The sequence below is a fragment of the Botrimarina hoheduenensis genome, from assembly GCF_007859815.1.
Classification (GTDB): domain Bacteria; phylum Planctomycetota; class Planctomycetia; order Pirellulales; family Lacipirellulaceae; genus Botrimarina; species Botrimarina hoheduenensis.
On record NZ_SJPH01000002.1, the window covers coordinates 721,637 to 736,185 of the forward strand.

The following is a 14,549-nucleotide window of genomic DNA, read 5'->3' on the forward strand; positions in this document are numbered from 1 at the left end:
CCAGCGCTGCGTAATCGGTCGATTCGGTGCAGAATGCACATGCCGATCGATTGCGCCGGTTGCCACAACCGCTTCTAGCGGGGCATGGATACGGCAAGAGTCAGCACCGCTTGAAGCCCCGTTTCGCTTGCCGGCCCCGCCCGCTTGCCGACGCCTGAGGTCTTGGAGGACCGCCCGCCGATGCCTGTTAACGACACTTCCGAAGTCTCGCTCCCTGTGGTCGGCGTGTGCCCGGCGTGCGAAGAGCTGTTTGCGCTCCCCGGCCCGGCCTCGCCACGCGGGCGATTGGAGTGCCCGCACTGCCAGACCGAAGTTGAGCATGAGCGGCTGCGCGTGCGCAGCCTTCGTCCGGCGGTTGTCGTCAGCAGCCCTACTCCGGTAGTCGCCTCCACAGATAGTTCGCCCTCGGCCTCCGTGCGTCCGACGCTCAGCCAAGCACGCGGGTGGACTCCACCGTCGATCGAGCCGAATTCCTCAATCGGGACGGGTAACGCATCTCCTGCGAAGGACCTCGACAAGTCCCGCGATGGTGAGGCGCAGACCGGCAAAGCGTTGTCGGAGCCGTTCGGCACCACATCGAAGAGGGGCGACGAACCACTTTCGGCGCGCGGAGCCGACTCAGCTAAGCAGACGTCCGACCTGCTGAAAGAGTTCGGCTTCGACTTTCGCGATACGCCGCTCGATCAAGAGCCTTCAGCGACTGACGAACCAAAGCCCTCAGCCGCAGGATCAACGGCAGCGCTCGAGCGGGCACCGGCCGTGGTTCCTGCCCCCTCGGTATCCGAGCGAAGAATCAGCGCAACGCCTAAAGAACCGATCGTGGCAGCGCGGGCCTCGGTAACGATGGGCGTTTCCAAGCCAGTCAAAGAAGCGAGTCAGCTATCTTCCGCTAGCGATTCGTTTCAGAACGACCTCAGCCATCTGTTGGGGGAAGAAGCAGTAGAACAAGAGGCAGATCGAATCGAAGACGAAGCGCTCGAGCCGCTGCTGCTCGGTACCTCGGAGCCGCGCCGTCATGGATGGAGCGGTCCGATCAGCGCTGTCGCAGGACTGTTGATGATTGCGGTGCCCGCGGCTTGGTTGACGTTGAGCGATTTCGAAACCGTTGAACTACCCATGCCCAACTTTACCGCTTCGGGAGAGACTCCCAGCGACCGGGTTCCGGCCCGCGAGCCCGCAAGCCTAACGCTCCCCCCGGCAGTGCCGAGTGACGAGCCGATTGCGTTGCGTGAGGCGGCTCCATCGGCGGTTAGCCCCGCCGCTCCACGGAGCCGCTACGAGCACAGCGGAGTCGAGACCGCGACCTATGAGGACGATGCTCAACCCGATATCCCCGCAGCATGGTCAATCCCGAAGGGAGAAGAGCGCGTCGGCTCGCGTTATGGAGACGCTTCAAAACCGGAGCTGAACAAGGTGCCGGATTCAACGAAGCACGCCGAACCTGCTGAGTTTACCTTGCCCGACGACACCCTTCGCGCCACCCCGCCAGCGATGGCGAGCGCGCAGGCCCCGACCCCGTCGACCGACAAACCGATCCGCGCGGCCCGCTCTGCGGTGGTTCCTGCGAATAACTCACTTCCGACCTCCTCGCCCGCTGCTGATCGGGCGAAGAACGCCTCGTTCGAGTCGGTTCCGAGCTTCCCACTGCGTGGGGCACCGCTGTACGACGCCGCTTCCCTCGCGGCGCTCGCGACCGGTGCCCGTGAGGCGGCAGGCATCTTCTCCGAAGGATCGCTGCAAGTGCCGGACGAGGCACCTTCGATGGGCCGAGCATACGCAACGCTTTGCGAGCTCGGCGAGGCGCTGACGCTTCACGATCCGAATGCCCCCACGCGTCTGCGTCGCGACGCCGAGTTCGCGGCCCGGGATGTGTTTACCAAGCTCTGGCGAGAGGCCTTGCCCCGCGAAAGCTCGCGGGTGATTGCACGCCATTGGATCGAATGGGGGGATCGCCCGCACGGCGGCGTGTTCTTCGCAGCCATGCCGGTTGGGCCCCCCGCCAAGGCCGGTAAAATGGTTCGCTATGAGTTTGAGCTGGACGGAATTCGGGTGCCAGTCATCACGACCGAGCCGATCGATGCGAAGCGATTTATCTCCTCGCGCGCGCAGATGATAGGAGTGGTAGGAGTGGTGGTGGAATCGCCCGCCGAACGAATCGACGGCTACGAAGGAGAAGATCCCCGTGCGGTGTGGTCGCGGAAGACGTTCGCCCTGGGTGAACCGGGCGAGCTGTGACCCGCCCCGCGGGCAAGCCGTTAACCGCCGACAAGCCTCGCCCCGCGGCATGGAAGGACCGCTTCCGGAAGCGGCTGCTGGCGTGGTACGCCACGCACCGCCGCGATCTGCCCTGGCGCCAAGATGGCGATCCGTACCGCGTGTGGGTCAGCGAGGTGATGCTGCAGCAGACGCAAGTTGAGACGGTGCGCGCTTACTTCGAGCGCTTCATGACCGCTTTTCCAACCGTCGAACATCTGGCCGCTGCCGATGAGCAGCAGGTGCTTCGGTTGTGGGAAGGGCTTGGCTACTATCGGCGCGCCCGCTCGCTGCATGCTGCGGCGCGCCGCGTGACCGAAGAGCATGCTGGCGTTTTCCCCGCCGACCTCGCCACCCTGCAGACCCTGCCGGGCATCGGCCGCTATACGGCCGGGGCGATTGTCTCGATCGCGTTTGGGAAGCGCGCGCCGATTTTGGAAGCCAACACGATCCGGCTGCTCACACGATTGATCGCTTACGAGGGAGATCCCACTCGCTCCGCCGGTCAGAAAAGGCTGTGGTCGCTCGCCGAAGAGCTGCTCCCCACGAAGAACGTGGCCGATTTTAATCAAGCGCTCATGGAGCTCGGGTCGTTAGTGTGCACGCCAACCAGCCCCGCCTGCCCGCGGTGCCCTGTCGAGACACTGTGCGAGGCGCGACGGCAGGGAGTTGTCGGTAAGTTGGCCCCGACGACTAAGAAGCTGGTATTCGCCGACGTGCGCGAGGCGGCGGTTGTCGTCCGCAAGGGCGCTGCGGTGCTCGTGAGACAATGCGCTGCCGACGAACGTTGGGCCGGGTTGTGGGACTTCCCGCGCTTCTCACTCGATGCCGAGGAGTCGTTCTTGGTACGCGACGAGATTGCCGATAAGGTTCGTGACCAGACCGGCGTGCGGTGCGAAGTGGGGACACAACTGCTGACCCTTAAGCACGGTGTCACGCGCTTCCGCATTACCTTAGAAGTCTACGAGGCTCATGCCATTGACGGACGGATTGCCCGTCCCGGCACGCCGCGCTGGCTGAAGCCCGTGGAGTTGAGCGATCTGCCGCTGAGCGTCACCGCCCGGAAGATCGCCAAGCGGCTGGTTGCGGAGTAGATCGCGGAGCGATCTGCGCTCGGCGCAGCCCTTGTTTGGGCAGATACTGGGGGACATGGCACAGACGCTCGTCGCGATCGCTACCTACAACGAGATCGAGAACCTCCCGACGCTTGTCGAGGCGGTCCTCGCCAGGGTCCCTCAGGCCGAAGTGCTGATTGTCGATGACAATTCGCCTGACGGAACAGGAGCCTGGGCCGCGCAGCGGGCCAAGGCCGACCCGCGGGTGCGTCTGTTAAGCCGTCAGGGGAAATTGGGGCTGGGATCGGCCACCCTGGCCGCGATGCGTGTGGCGATCGATGAAGGCTACGACGTGGTGGCCACGCTCGACGCCGATTGGAGTCATCCGCCCGACCGGCTGCCGAAGCTCTTGGAACTCATCGACGCCGGGGCCGATGTGGCGATCGGTTCGCGCTATGTGGCTGGCGGTGCGATCGTGGATTGGCCACTGCAACGCCGGCTGGCGAGCCGGTTTGTCAACACCGCGGCCCGCTGGCTGCTGTGGTTGCCCACGCAGGACTGCAGCGGTGCTTTCCGGGCGTATCGAGTGGATGCGCTGCGTCGGCTCGACTTTACCCAGCTCAGATGCACCGGGTACGCCTATCTGGAAGAGATCCTCTGGCGGCTCAAGCAGTCAGGGGCTCGTTTTGCCGAGGCTCCGATCACTTTCACCGAACGCCGCGCCGGGGCCTCAAAGATCAACCGCAGCGAAGTCTATGCCGCGGCAAGGCTTCTCGTTCGGCTCGGCGCTATCGAGTGGTTCGGGTCACGCCGGTCGTAAGGGCTAGCGCCGGCAAAGGCGAGGGTGGCTCTCTCCCAGCGGTTGGTACCGGGCTGCGCGCTGTTTGGGGTGACCTAGCCTTATGCGGACCTCTTGCGCCCGCGTGAGTAAACCCGCGCGGCGAGGTTACTGGCTGCTCCCCCCTCTCTCTGAGTCTCTGCCGCACGGAAACAAAGTCCATGACCAAGAAACGCATCGGTATCCTTACGTCGGGCGGCGACTGTCCCGGACTCAACGCCGTCATCCGTGGTGCCGTGAAGGCCTGCCACCAGCTCGGCTACGACTGTGTTGGCTTCCTGAAGGGCTACGAGGGGCTTTACGACCCCGTTCAATACGTTCACCTCACCCCGCGTAGCACCGCGGGTATCTTGAGCCAGGGCGGAACGATCCTGGGCTCGACCAACAAGGGTCGCTTTGCCGCGACGGTCGGGGTGCAAGACCGCGTCGAGATCGCGCCCGACCTGATTGCTGGCGTGAAGCAAACGATCGAGCAACTCGGCATCGACGGCCTGATTTGCGTGGGCGGCGATGGTTCGCTCGCCGTCGCCCAGCAGTTTCATGAGAACGGCATCAATGTGGTGGGCGTTCCCAAGACCATCGACAACGACCTGTCGGCTACGGCGTTCACCTTCGGCTTCGACAGCGCGATCGAGTGCGCAACCGACGCCCTCGACCGGTTGCACACCACGGCCGCCAGCCATGAGCGGATCATGGTCCTTGAGGTGATGGGTCGGCACGCCGGCTGGATCGCTCTGCACGCGGGCATCGCCGGCGGCGGTGACGTGATCCTCATTCCCGAGATCAAATGGGACTATGACCACGTCTGCCATAAGATTCTGCACCGTGAGAGTCAGGGCAAGAAGTTCACACTGGTCGTCGTCGCCGAAGGAGCGCATCTGCCCGATGGTGGCTTGGTTGGCGAGGAACGTGCGGGTCAGCAAATGAAGCTCGGCGGTGTCGGCCGCGCCGTTACCGACGAGATCGCTAAACGCTTGCACCGCGAAACCCGCCTCAGCGTGCTGGGCCACCTGCAGCGAGGCGGCAAGCCCACCACTTTCGACCGCGTTCTGGCCACCCAATTCGGGGCCCATGCCGTACGCCTGATCAAAGAGCAACGCTTCGGCGAGATGATCTGCAGCCGGCCACCGGAGATGACAAGCGTGCCGATTATGGAGGCCGTCAACGTCCTGCGCCAGGTCGATCAAAACGGACCGGCAGTCCAGGCGGCTCGGGCGTTGGGCATCAGCTTTGGCGATCGTCCGGCCGATGCGTTGGGACACGACGTTTTCAGCTCAGAGGCTTACGTGAATCTTGCTGCGGGGCCGACGGAGGAGGTCCAGCTCGTTGCGGGTATGCCGATTGAAACCCTAGAAGTCGGGGCGGCTGTAGCAGCGATCGCGGTGGATGAGATCACGGTAGAAGTGCCCGCCGTGGCAGAGGCCCCTGCGGAAGAGGCCGTTGTAGCAGAGGCCGTTGCGGAAGAGACCGAGCCCCAAGCATCGGCTGAGACCGCAATGGCGCAACCGGCAGAAACGGAAGCGAAGCGGCCCGATGCCATCACGACCACCGAGCCGGTAGCGCAGAAAATCGTTATCGACCCAACCGCTGAGACTGCGGCCGACGACGAGGACCATGAAGTCGAAGCGGTCGCGGAGTCGCTGCTTGAGATGCTCGACGAGGTTGATACGGCGACCCAAGGCCCGCTGGAAGCCTTAAAGGAAGAAGAAGCGTCCACCGACACAGAAGCCAGTGATGACGAGGAGACAACTGCTAAGGCAATCGTCGAGGAATCAGGCGCCGCGACTGACGCGGAAGACCCGATCCGCCGTGCACAGGCCCAATTGGCGAAGCGCATCGCCGAGGCCGCCCAGGCCCGTCGTGATGAAGCACCCGCCTCGTCAACGGTCAGCGCCGATCTGGGGGCAATTGACGTCGCGGAGTTGGTCAAGCAGAAGCTTGCCGCGGCTTCAACCTCGGCCGACCCCGCTCCCGCCGCCAAGCCCCCTCTGACCGAGTCAGCCGAGTCCGACTTGGAAGAGGATTCGGTCGAACAGGCGCGGGCTGCGCTCGAGGCCGCTCTCACCGAGTGAGCCTTGTCTAGCGTAGCAATTGGGAATAACGACAACGAGCCGCGAGAGAGTCACTCTCTCGCGGCTCGTAGCGCTTTGCGGCGGGTGTTTGGTGAGATTCTGAACCGACCCCGCGGTTCTGCAACCAGCCGTGGAGCGATAGGATGGCGGTTTGCTTTGAGCGACCCACCGTCTTCTGAATCATCCCCATGCAATACCGACGCTTTGGCAAGACCGAGCTTTCCATGCCCGTCTTTAGCTGCGGGGGGATGCGGTATCAGCAGACCTGGGACGACGCCCCGCTGGACGTCGTCGAGGCAGAGAATCAGCGCAATCTTGAAGCCACGATCGTCCGAGCGCTGGAGCTGGGCATTACGCATATCGAAACCGCACGCGGCTACGGAACCAGCGAGCGGCAGTTGGGTCAGATCCTGCCCGCGCTGCGCGAGCAACGGCCCTCCAGGGGAGGCCCCGACGGCTTAATCGTCCAGACAAAGGTCGCTCCGCTGCGCGACGCCGACGAGTTCCGCCGCCAGGTGCTCGACTCCCTCGATCGGCTGAAGATGGAACGCGTCGATCTGTTAGGCCTGCACGGGATCAACACGCACGAGCTGCTCTGGTGGGCGATCCGGCCGGGGGGGTGCCTCGAAGTCGCCCGCCAGTTGCAAGCCGAGGGACGCGTCGGCCACGTCGGCTTCTCGACCCACGGTGCTACTGATCTGATCGTCGACGCTATCAACGCCGAGCCCTTCGGTGGTTTTGACTATGTGAATCTTCACTGGTACTACATCAACCAGTGGAACGGGCCCGCGGTGGAAGCGGCCACACGGCGCGATCTGGGGGTGTTCATCATCTCGCCCAGCGATAAGGGGGGCATGCTCTATCGCCCCTCGGAGCGACTCGTCGAGTTGTGCCAGCCGCTGCACCCGATCGTTTTCAATTGTCTCTTCTGTCTGAATCGTCCCGAGATTCACACGCTGAGCCTCGGTGCCTCGCAGCCGAGCGATTTTGATTTGCAAGTCTCGAGCTTAGCGCACCTGCACGAGGCGCACGCCGTGATCGGGCCCATCGTCGAGCGGCTTCACGCGGCGCTCGTCGAGGCGGTGGGTGCCGAGCACGCCGATCGCTTTCGCGAGGGGCTCCCCGCGTGGGACGCCGAGAAGAACGCCGGCTACATTAACACACACGTGGTGCTCTGGCTGCGACAGCTCGCGCTGGCGTACGACATGATCGAATACGGCCAGATGCGCTACAACCTGCTGGGTAACGGCGGGCACTGGTTCCCCGGCCTGAGCGCGGCGCATCTCGACACGATCACCGAAGAGCGCTTCGCCAAGGCTTACGGGGCATCACCCTTCGCCGATCAAATCGTCGGCTGGTTGCGTGAAACGCACGAGCTGCTCGGCGGTGCGGAGATCAAACGGCTGAGCGCTAGCTAGCGGTATCCGCCGCGGTTGTGAGGAGCCGATCCCCCAGCTTGGTGTGCTCGACGGGTTCCTTCGGCAATCATCATCGCGTGACAGGGGACGACGCCACGGTAATCCACGGTGATTCTCGCAATACTCTCCACTGTGGTTGGAGGAGGAAACCGCAAGATCACTTAGGCCAGGAGAGGCCTATCAAACTCTGGTGTCGCTCTCTCACACGTTTGCGGAGGGCCAATCAGCTTGCATCGAAGCAGCTGCAAGATCGCAGCTGACAAGCCGACAGAAATCCGTGATAGTGATTGCCCCGCCGGGTCCTTTGCTTAAAGCCAGGACTCACCCGCCCCCCACCTAGCGTCCCGTAGAAGCCGTTCCGAGTGCGCTTCGCGCGTAGCGGAACCTGGCTATTTGAACGGGGCAGCAATCCACGCCCGCCACCCCGATGCCCAAACTGAAAAAGATCGTTCGGCTTAACCGATCGATAAGCATTCCGTTAGGGCTGGTGTTGGGTGTTCTCTGCGGCTTGTTCTTCGGAGAAATCTGTGGCGCTTTGGACCCGGTCGGTAAGGCGTACATCGGTCTGCTCCAGATGGCGATACTGCCCTACATGATGGTCTCGCTAATTGGGGGGATCGGTGCCCTCGAGGCCGAGAAGGCGAAACGCCTCGCAGTGACCCCCGGAATGGTGCTTCTCGCATCCTGGCTGCTGGCCCTCTTCTTTGTGTTCTTAACGCCACTGATGTTCCCCGCGAGCGAGTCGGGTACCTTCTACAGCCCGAACCTCGTCGAATTAAAGCATTTCGATTTTCTCGGCCTGTACATACCGGTGAACCCTTTTCGGGCGATGGCACAAACAACGGTGCCCGCTGTCGCGGTGTTCAGTGTAGTGACGGGTGTCGCGCTCATCTCGGTCAACGCGGATCGCAAGCACGGGTTGCTCGAGGTGCTCAATGTCATGTCGACGGCGCTGACCAAAGTGGCCGTCATGGTGATCCGCCTCGCTCCGTTTGGCCTGTTTGCGATTGCCGCGAATGCCGCGGGGACGATGTCGGTTGAACAGATCGGTCGGCTGCAGGTCTTCATCGGCAGTTTCGTGCTGATGACGCTCTTCTTGACGTTTGTTGTGATGCCAGGCATCGTCGCGGCGCTGACGCCGTTTCGATTTCTCGAGGTGCTGCGTGCCTCGCGTACGGCGTTGTTGACCGGATTTGCGACGGGCAACTTGTTCGTGGTCCTGCCGCTATTGGTTGAGCAGGGCAAGCTTCTCTTTGAGGAGAGAGGCATCAGAACGGCTGACACCGATAGCTTTATTGAGGTGCTGATCCCGATCTCGTTCAACTTTCCGAACCTGGGCAAGCTGCTGACGCTAACCTTCGTTTTATTCGCCGGCTGGTACACGGGTAACGCTGTTTCTCTCGCGGACTACCCGATGTTTTCGGCGCTCGGGATTCTTTCGCTCTTCGGTGGCGTCGATCTGGCGCTACCATTTCTGCTGGATCAGTTGCGCATTCCCTCGGATATGTACCAGCTGTACGTCGTTACCGGAGTCGTCAACGGCTGGTTTGCGACCCTCCTGGCGGTGATGAACCTCTTCTGTTTCACACTGATCGCAACTTGTGCGGCAACGGGCTGCCTACGCGTGCAACCGGTGCGAGCGATCGTTACGCTGGCCCTGGCGTGTGGCTTGTTGGTCGCCGCCGTGCCAGCGATGAACTCGTTGCTAGGCCGGCTGATGAGCGATACGAGCGGCGCTCAAATGACACTCAATGAGATGCGCCTCAACTCGCGCGTGGCGGTCGAGGTGCTCGACGTAAGCCAGCAAGAATCCGCTGCAGCGAGGCAACTTGAGCGCGATCAGAGTCGCTTAGCTCGCGTTCTCGATACGCGGGTCATCCGAGTGGGCTACCATCGCGATATGGCACCTTTCTCCTTCTTCAATAAGAAGGAGGAGCTCGTCGGTTTCGACGTCGCCCTGCTACACGATCTGGCGGCGGAACTAGGGGTCAGCTTGCGCTTTATCCCCTGGTCCTATGACAACCACACCCTGCTGCTCGACAGCGGTGAGATAGATCTGGCGATCGGCGGGCTGATCGTCAATGCGAGGAGGCTCGCCAGCGACGACTTCTCCTGGCCTTATATGACGGTCACCACCTCGGTGGTTGTTGAGGACCACCGTCGCGACGAGTTTCTCTCGTGGCGAGAGATAGCGAACACTCCCGATCTGAGATTGGCGATTCTCGGCCGACGGGTGGCGCAAAGCATTCGCGACCACCTCCCCAACGCGGAGGTGATCGCAATCGATTCGCCGCAAGAGTTTTTTAATAACCAGGGCGCTGGATTCGATGGCCTCGTGATGACCACCGAGGGGGGCTATACGCAAACGATTCGGCATCCGAGGTTCGACGTCGCGATCGCCGAGCCACAGCTGCGCGGACAGCTCGCCTTTGCTCTCCCACAGGGTGAGGAGGAGTGGCGCAGGTTCCTCGATGCGTGGATCCGCCTCAAGGTCGCCGATGGCAGTGTCGAGCAACTTTACGCTAAATGGATCCTCGGCCAGGGGGCAAGTGAGGCGGGCCCCCGCTGGTGTGTCGCCCGTGACGTCTTGAACTGGATTGACTGACCCGCGCTAAGCCAATTCCCCCCAAGGCTGCCAACGGAAGCTTCGCCCCCCCCTAAGATCAGCAGGTTCGGCTCACCGCGGTGGCTTCCTCCGCGCGGAGCGATCCCGACCGAGGCGGAGGTTGGCATGAGTCGCTGGTCGCGGCGGGGCCGAGTGCACAGCCGCATACCGTGTTAACCGTGGAATAGCGATGAGACTGCTAGCAGGTGGCGGGGAACGCGCCATCGGCAAGTTGGCACCGCTGCGATCGCTTTCTCACGGAAGTGACGTTGCCACGTCCGCTTGCGGTTTGGTAAATCGCGCGAATGGACACCCCCCTCGCAGCTCAGGCTGCTACAGAAACTATCGAGAAAGCCCAAGAAGCGGCGGAGCCGTTGCGCTTGGCGCTCGAAAAACTGCTCAATTTTAGGATCAGTGAGATGTCACCCGCCGACTGGCAGGTGCTCACCCTGCAAGGGGGCATGCGCGTCGCGCTGGCGCTCATCATCCTGTTCCTGGCGTTGACCTTTGCCGGCTGGGTCGCTTCGACCGTGCGGGCAAGTCTGACGCGGCTCAAGTTCGATGCGACCCTTTCAAAGTTTCTCGCCAAGCTGGCTTGGTGGGGGGTCGTGGCGGTGGCGGGCGTCTGCTGCCTGAGCTACTTCGGCGTCGAAACAACCAGCTTCGCGGCGCTGCTGGGTGCCGCTGGCTTCGCGATCGGCCTCGCCTTTCAGGGCACCCTGTCGAACTTTGCCGCGGGAGCGATGCTGCTGATCTTCCGCCCTTTCCGCGTGGGCGACACGGTCAACGTAGGCGGTCAGCTCGGCACGGTCGATGAGATCGAGCTGTTCACCACCACGCTCGACACGTTCGACAACCGTCGCATCATTCTGCCCAACAGCAGCGTCTTCGGATCAACGATCGAGAACGTCACGCACCACCGCGTGCGGCGGGCGGATATCGCGGTTGGCGTGGTCTACAGCGCTGATATCGACCTGACCCGCGCCACGCTGGAAACCGCTCTGGAGGCCACTCCCGGTGTGCTGCACGAGCCCAAGCCCGCCGTAGTGCTGGTCCAACTAGGAGCCTCGAGCGTTGATTGGTCGGTGCGTGGCTGGGCCCCCACAACCGACTTCCTGACGGTCAAACAGGCGCTGATCCGTTCGGTGAAGAATCACCTGGATCGGGCCGGCATCGGCATCCCGTTCCCGCAGATGGAAATCCATCTGCAAACGCCCGCCCAAGAATCGATGCGTCGCGTTGCTTGAGTCCCTCGCGCGGCGGCGCGATCAGCTCGCGTCGAGCGCGATCTCAATGCGGTTTGAGCCCGGGGTGAGCTTGTACTGCAAGCCTGAGGTCTTCGCCGAACCGTATCGCTCGGGCGATATGTCGCGCGAAGAGGAGTAACCTCCTGGCTCAGGCGGTGGCGTGACATCGCACACACGCACCGATACGGCGTATTCGCCGGGCGGCAGCGTTTGGCTCGATCCGAGGCTGAGCCGGTACTCTCCGCGCTCGTCGATCGAGCCCGAGGCGGTTACACCGTCGCCGCTAGCGGGGACAAACGAAACGTAGCCGCGTCGCGACTCGTTCTTGACGACCTTATCTCCGCCAAGGGAGACCGTCCCTGTGACCGTGGCCAGCCGCGATCCACATCCCGTTAGGGGGCCCAACAAGAGCGAGGCAAGGAAAAAGCCGTAAGCCGATTTATAGAGCATGTCGGTGGGGCGCAGGGTCATGGAGTGCCTCCCGCAGAGACTTCTTCACCGTTGCGGGTGCAGGCGGTGCGGTAGGCAACCGAATCGCTGCTATCGACGACGAACCTCACCGAGCCATCCACCAGGGCGAAGTGGGCTCCTCCCGGATGCCGGCTGCGGAAGCCCTGGGCGTCGAACCAGCGGTCCACGCGGAACTCTTCCGGATTCTCGTTGAGGCCGTAGTTGATGGGCGTGTTGCAGCTGGCCCAGTCGCCGTTGGAGTAGAACGCGGTCGAGTGATCGTCGTACTCGGGGAGGCTCTCGCCGATCATGAAGGTCTTGCTCGTACCGTCAATGACGGTCGCAATCTTCACGGGCTTGCGGAAGCTCACGCGGAAGAACATGCCCCGGCAACGCGTGTCGGCATGACAGTCGCGATCCCCGCTATCCGAGAAATTGAAGTCACCGTTATCCCCCTCACCCGTCTGGTAGATGCCTGAGGGAAAGGCTGACAAGTCGTTGCGAAACTGTTGAGTGGTGCTGCCTGTGATCCCGTTAGCGAAGGTATCGTCAACCACTCCCTTGTAGCTGGTCAGCGAAACCTCGCAACCGGCCCATTGAAACTGGCCGGTATTGAGCTGGCTGACGAATTCGTCCGAGGGGCACATCAACGCCGAGAGTTGGGTCTTCATCAGATCGGGCACAAAGATTCCGTTCTTGAAAGAGCCCAATCCTCGATCGGGGATCCGCGCCCCCGACCGGCAGAAGTTGTTGAGGTATTGTCCCTCAAAGGCACCGCCGCTTTGGAACTGGTCGTAGAGGGTTTGCTCCTCGATCTGTGGTAAAAGCTGCAGAATCCATCCGGCGCAATTGTGTCTTTCACCACGAGAGTTGGCGGCGGGGAAGTCGACATAGCCACCGCTCACGGGGAAGTGCCCCTGCACGTCGTGGTGATTGAGCGCCGCCAGAGCGATCTGCTTCAGCTTATTAACGCAGGACGAGCGTCGCGCCGCCTCGCGGGCGGCCTGGACTGCGGGAAGCAGAAGCGCCACCAGGATGCCGATGATCGCGATCACCACCAACAGCTCAACCAGGGTGAAGGCGCGCTTGGGAGTACCAGCGGACATGGATCGGGGTTTCCTTTCACATTCAGTATGTCGGAGAGATTTGCCCGCCAGCTTCAAGCACGTCGCCGACCGCCTGTAGCAAGCAGACCTGCCATCAGCAGCAAACCGGCCGCGGGTTCGGGGATAGCCACGGCCGTGCCGAAGCCCCAGTTGCCCAGCAGCGCATTCAGCTCCGCGTTATCAACGGGCGAGACGAAGCCGTTGATCCACGCAGCCGGAACCGTCGTGGAGCCCCACGAACCTAAAAGCAGGTTCAGGTCGCCGTTGTCGACACGGCCATCGCCGTTGAAATCGCCATCGACGGCGGTCTCAACCGCCACCGCGAGCGAGGTTGAGAAAATAAACGCGCTGGCCTGTGACTGACCGAGGTAGGCCGCGTTGACATTATCGAACGTGATCAGAGGACGGACGTAGACCGCGCCCACCGGGGCGGTGGAGGTCATGCTGAAGGTTAAGCCGTCGCCGGTGGTTGAGGTATCAACCGCAACAATGCTCTCGCCCACTTTGGTGAAATCATCGGAGGCGAAGAACTCCAAACCGAAGTTGAAGTCGGCGTCAAAGTTCTGCTCCAGGCGGACATCTTCGAGGGTAAAGCGGTACTCTTCCCCAGCCTGAGCCAGCAGCGATTGCTGAAAGAGCCCGCCGTTGTTGCCCGCCGTGTCGGCGAAGAAACTCACGTGGGGGTTGCCACCGAACAAGTCGTTGAACTGCACGGCACCGGCCGATCCGAACGTTCCCCAGTTGTCGCCCGATTGCAGAACTCCCGGAAGATTCGTGCCGTTGTAGTCGTCGTCGAAGGCGGGGTTCTTAAGCAGATTGCCCCCTTCCACGGGGACTTCTGAAAAGTAGGTGTCGAACACGAACAGGTTGGCCTGCGACTGTCCGAGATAGGTGGCGTTCACGTTGTCGAAGCGGACAACAGGCCGAACGATCGAGGTGCCGACCGGAGCAGGCCCCCCCTGGAAGCTAAAAATATTGCCATCGATCGTGCCGTTGTTGATCCGCTCCGCGGTGTTCATCACCATCTCATCGACGCCCAACTGGGTCGTGTCGTCGGCGGCGTAGTACTCGACACCGAGGTACAAGTCGGCATCCCAAGCGGATTCGATGCGGGTGTTGAGAAGGTCAAACTGGTAGCGCTGTCCCGCGACGCCAGGAATCCCTAGCTGAAAAACTCCACCGCTATTCCCCGCGATGTCTCCAAAGAGGCTGGCGTGACCGTTGGCCCCGAAGAAATTGTTGAATCCGGCGTTAAAAAATTGGCCCCAACCGTCACCCAGCTCGGTATTGAGGTCGAGGTCTTCGAACCCCGGGTTCACGGCCAGATTGGTCACCGCCAGCGCCGACGACGTGCTCAGGGTGCAGCCCACGAGAAGGCCGCAGCAGCTCAAGAAGGTTTTCATGGGGGATCCTGTCGTGGGGGTCGGGCGATTGTGCGTGGCGGAGGGGGAACTTGTAGCGCTTAGTCATGCGCTGAGCTATCTGACGAGTGAATTATCAGCGGG

The 14,549-nt window shown here is 62.3% G+C and carries 10 protein-coding genes; 7 read left to right on the plus strand and 3 right to left on the minus strand.

Features of this window, described 5'->3' with window-relative positions; all coding sequences use genetic code 11:
• Positions 1 to 180 precede the first annotated feature (180 nt).
• From Pla111_RS06640 to Pla111_RS06670, 7 genes are all read left to right on the plus strand, one after another.
• Positions 181 to 2,235 carry a hypothetical protein gene (locus Pla111_RS06640; protein ID WP_146572553.1) on the plus strand — a complete coding sequence of 685 codons (2,055 nt, stop codon included), beginning with the start codon at positions 181 to 183 and terminating at the stop codon, positions 2,233 to 2,235.
• Positions 2,232 to 3,347 (plus strand): A/G-specific adenine glycosylase, encoded by a 1,116-nt coding sequence (gene mutY, locus Pla111_RS06645; protein ID WP_146572555.1) that lies wholly within the window; start codon positions 2,232 to 2,234, stop codon positions 3,345 to 3,347. The genes Pla111_RS06640 and mutY overlap by 4 nt, the downstream gene beginning before the upstream one ends.
• 55 nt (positions 3,348 to 3,402) lie before the next feature.
• Positions 3,403 to 4,128 carry a polyprenol monophosphomannose synthase gene (locus Pla111_RS06650; RefSeq protein WP_146572557.1) on the plus strand — a complete coding sequence of 242 codons (726 nt, stop codon included), beginning with the start codon at positions 3,403 to 3,405 and terminating at the stop codon, positions 4,126 to 4,128.
• 179 nt (positions 4,129 to 4,307) lie between these two features.
• Positions 4,308 to 6,218: a 6-phosphofructokinase gene (locus Pla111_RS06655; RefSeq protein WP_146572559.1), complete on the plus strand. Its 1,911-nt coding sequence runs from the start codon at positions 4,308 to 4,310 to the stop codon at positions 6,216 to 6,218.
• Positions 6,219 to 6,406: 188 nt separating this feature from the next.
• Positions 6,407 to 7,636: an aldo/keto reductase gene (locus tag Pla111_RS06660; RefSeq protein ID WP_146572561.1), complete on the plus strand. Its 1,230-nt coding sequence runs from the start codon at positions 6,407 to 6,409 to the stop codon at positions 7,634 to 7,636.
• 427 nt (positions 7,637 to 8,063) lie between these two features.
• Positions 8,064 to 10,241 (plus strand): cation:dicarboxylate symporter family transporter, encoded by a 2,178-nt coding sequence (locus Pla111_RS06665; RefSeq protein ID WP_146572562.1) that lies wholly within the window; start codon positions 8,064 to 8,066, stop codon positions 10,239 to 10,241.
• Between the two features lie 419 nt (positions 10,242 to 10,660).
• Positions 10,661 to 11,488, plus strand: a complete 828-nt coding sequence (locus Pla111_RS06670) for a mechanosensitive ion channel family protein (RefSeq protein WP_231930790.1) — start codon at positions 10,661 to 10,663, stop codon at positions 11,486 to 11,488.
• 21 nt (positions 11,489 to 11,509) lie between these two features.
• Here the strand turns inward: Pla111_RS06670 and Pla111_RS06675 are convergent, their stop codons facing one another.
• The 3 genes from Pla111_RS06675 to Pla111_RS06685 are packed head-to-tail and all read right to left on the minus strand — an operon-like array spanning position 11,510 to position 14,447.
• Positions 11,510 to 11,959 carry a hypothetical protein gene (locus tag Pla111_RS06675; protein ID WP_146572566.1) on the minus strand — a complete coding sequence of 150 codons (450 nt, stop codon included), beginning with the start codon at positions 11,957 to 11,959 and terminating at the stop codon, positions 11,510 to 11,512.
• Positions 11,956 to 13,044, minus strand: coding sequence for a DUF1559 domain-containing protein (locus tag Pla111_RS06680; protein WP_146572569.1), 1,089 nt, complete (start codon positions 13,042 to 13,044; stop codon positions 11,956 to 11,958). Before Pla111_RS06680 ends, Pla111_RS06675 begins: the two co-directional genes overlap by 4 nt.
• A 53-nt stretch (positions 13,045 to 13,097) precedes the next feature.
• Positions 13,098 to 14,447 carry a hypothetical protein gene (locus tag Pla111_RS06685; protein ID WP_146572571.1) on the minus strand — a complete coding sequence of 450 codons (1,350 nt, stop codon included), beginning with the start codon at positions 14,445 to 14,447 and terminating at the stop codon, positions 13,098 to 13,100.
• Between the last annotated feature and the right edge of the window lie 102 nt (positions 14,448 to 14,549).

Excerpts from the sequence above, each read along its gene's own strand:
- Pla111_RS06675 (WP_146572566.1), bottom strand. The coding sequence starts at position 11,959 with ATGACCCTGCGCCCCACCGACATGCTCTATAAATCGGCTTACGGCTTT.
- Pla111_RS06665 (WP_146572562.1), top strand. The coding sequence starts at position 8,064 with ATGCCCAAACTGAAAAAGATCGTTCGGCTTAACCGATCGATAAGCATT.
- Pla111_RS06655 (WP_146572559.1), top strand. The coding sequence starts at position 4,308 with ATGACCAAGAAACGCATCGGTATCCTTACGTCGGGCGGCGACTGTCCC.
- Pla111_RS06680 (WP_146572569.1), bottom strand. The coding sequence starts at position 13,044 with ATGTCCGCTGGTACTCCCAAGCGCGCCTTCACCCTGGTTGAGCTGTTG.
- Pla111_RS06650 (WP_146572557.1), top strand. The coding sequence starts at position 3,403 with ATGGCACAGACGCTCGTCGCGATCGCTACCTACAACGAGATCGAGAAC.
- Pla111_RS06685 (WP_146572571.1), bottom strand. The coding sequence starts at position 14,447 with ATGAAAACCTTCTTGAGCTGCTGCGGCCTTCTCGTGGGCTGCACCCTG.
- Pla111_RS06670 (WP_231930790.1), top strand. The coding sequence starts at position 10,661 with ATGTCACCCGCCGACTGGCAGGTGCTCACCCTGCAAGGGGGCATGCGC.
- Pla111_RS06660 (WP_146572561.1), top strand. The coding sequence starts at position 6,407 with ATGCAATACCGACGCTTTGGCAAGACCGAGCTTTCCATGCCCGTCTTT.
- Pla111_RS06640 (WP_146572553.1), top strand. The coding sequence starts at position 181 with ATGCCTGTTAACGACACTTCCGAAGTCTCGCTCCCTGTGGTCGGCGTG.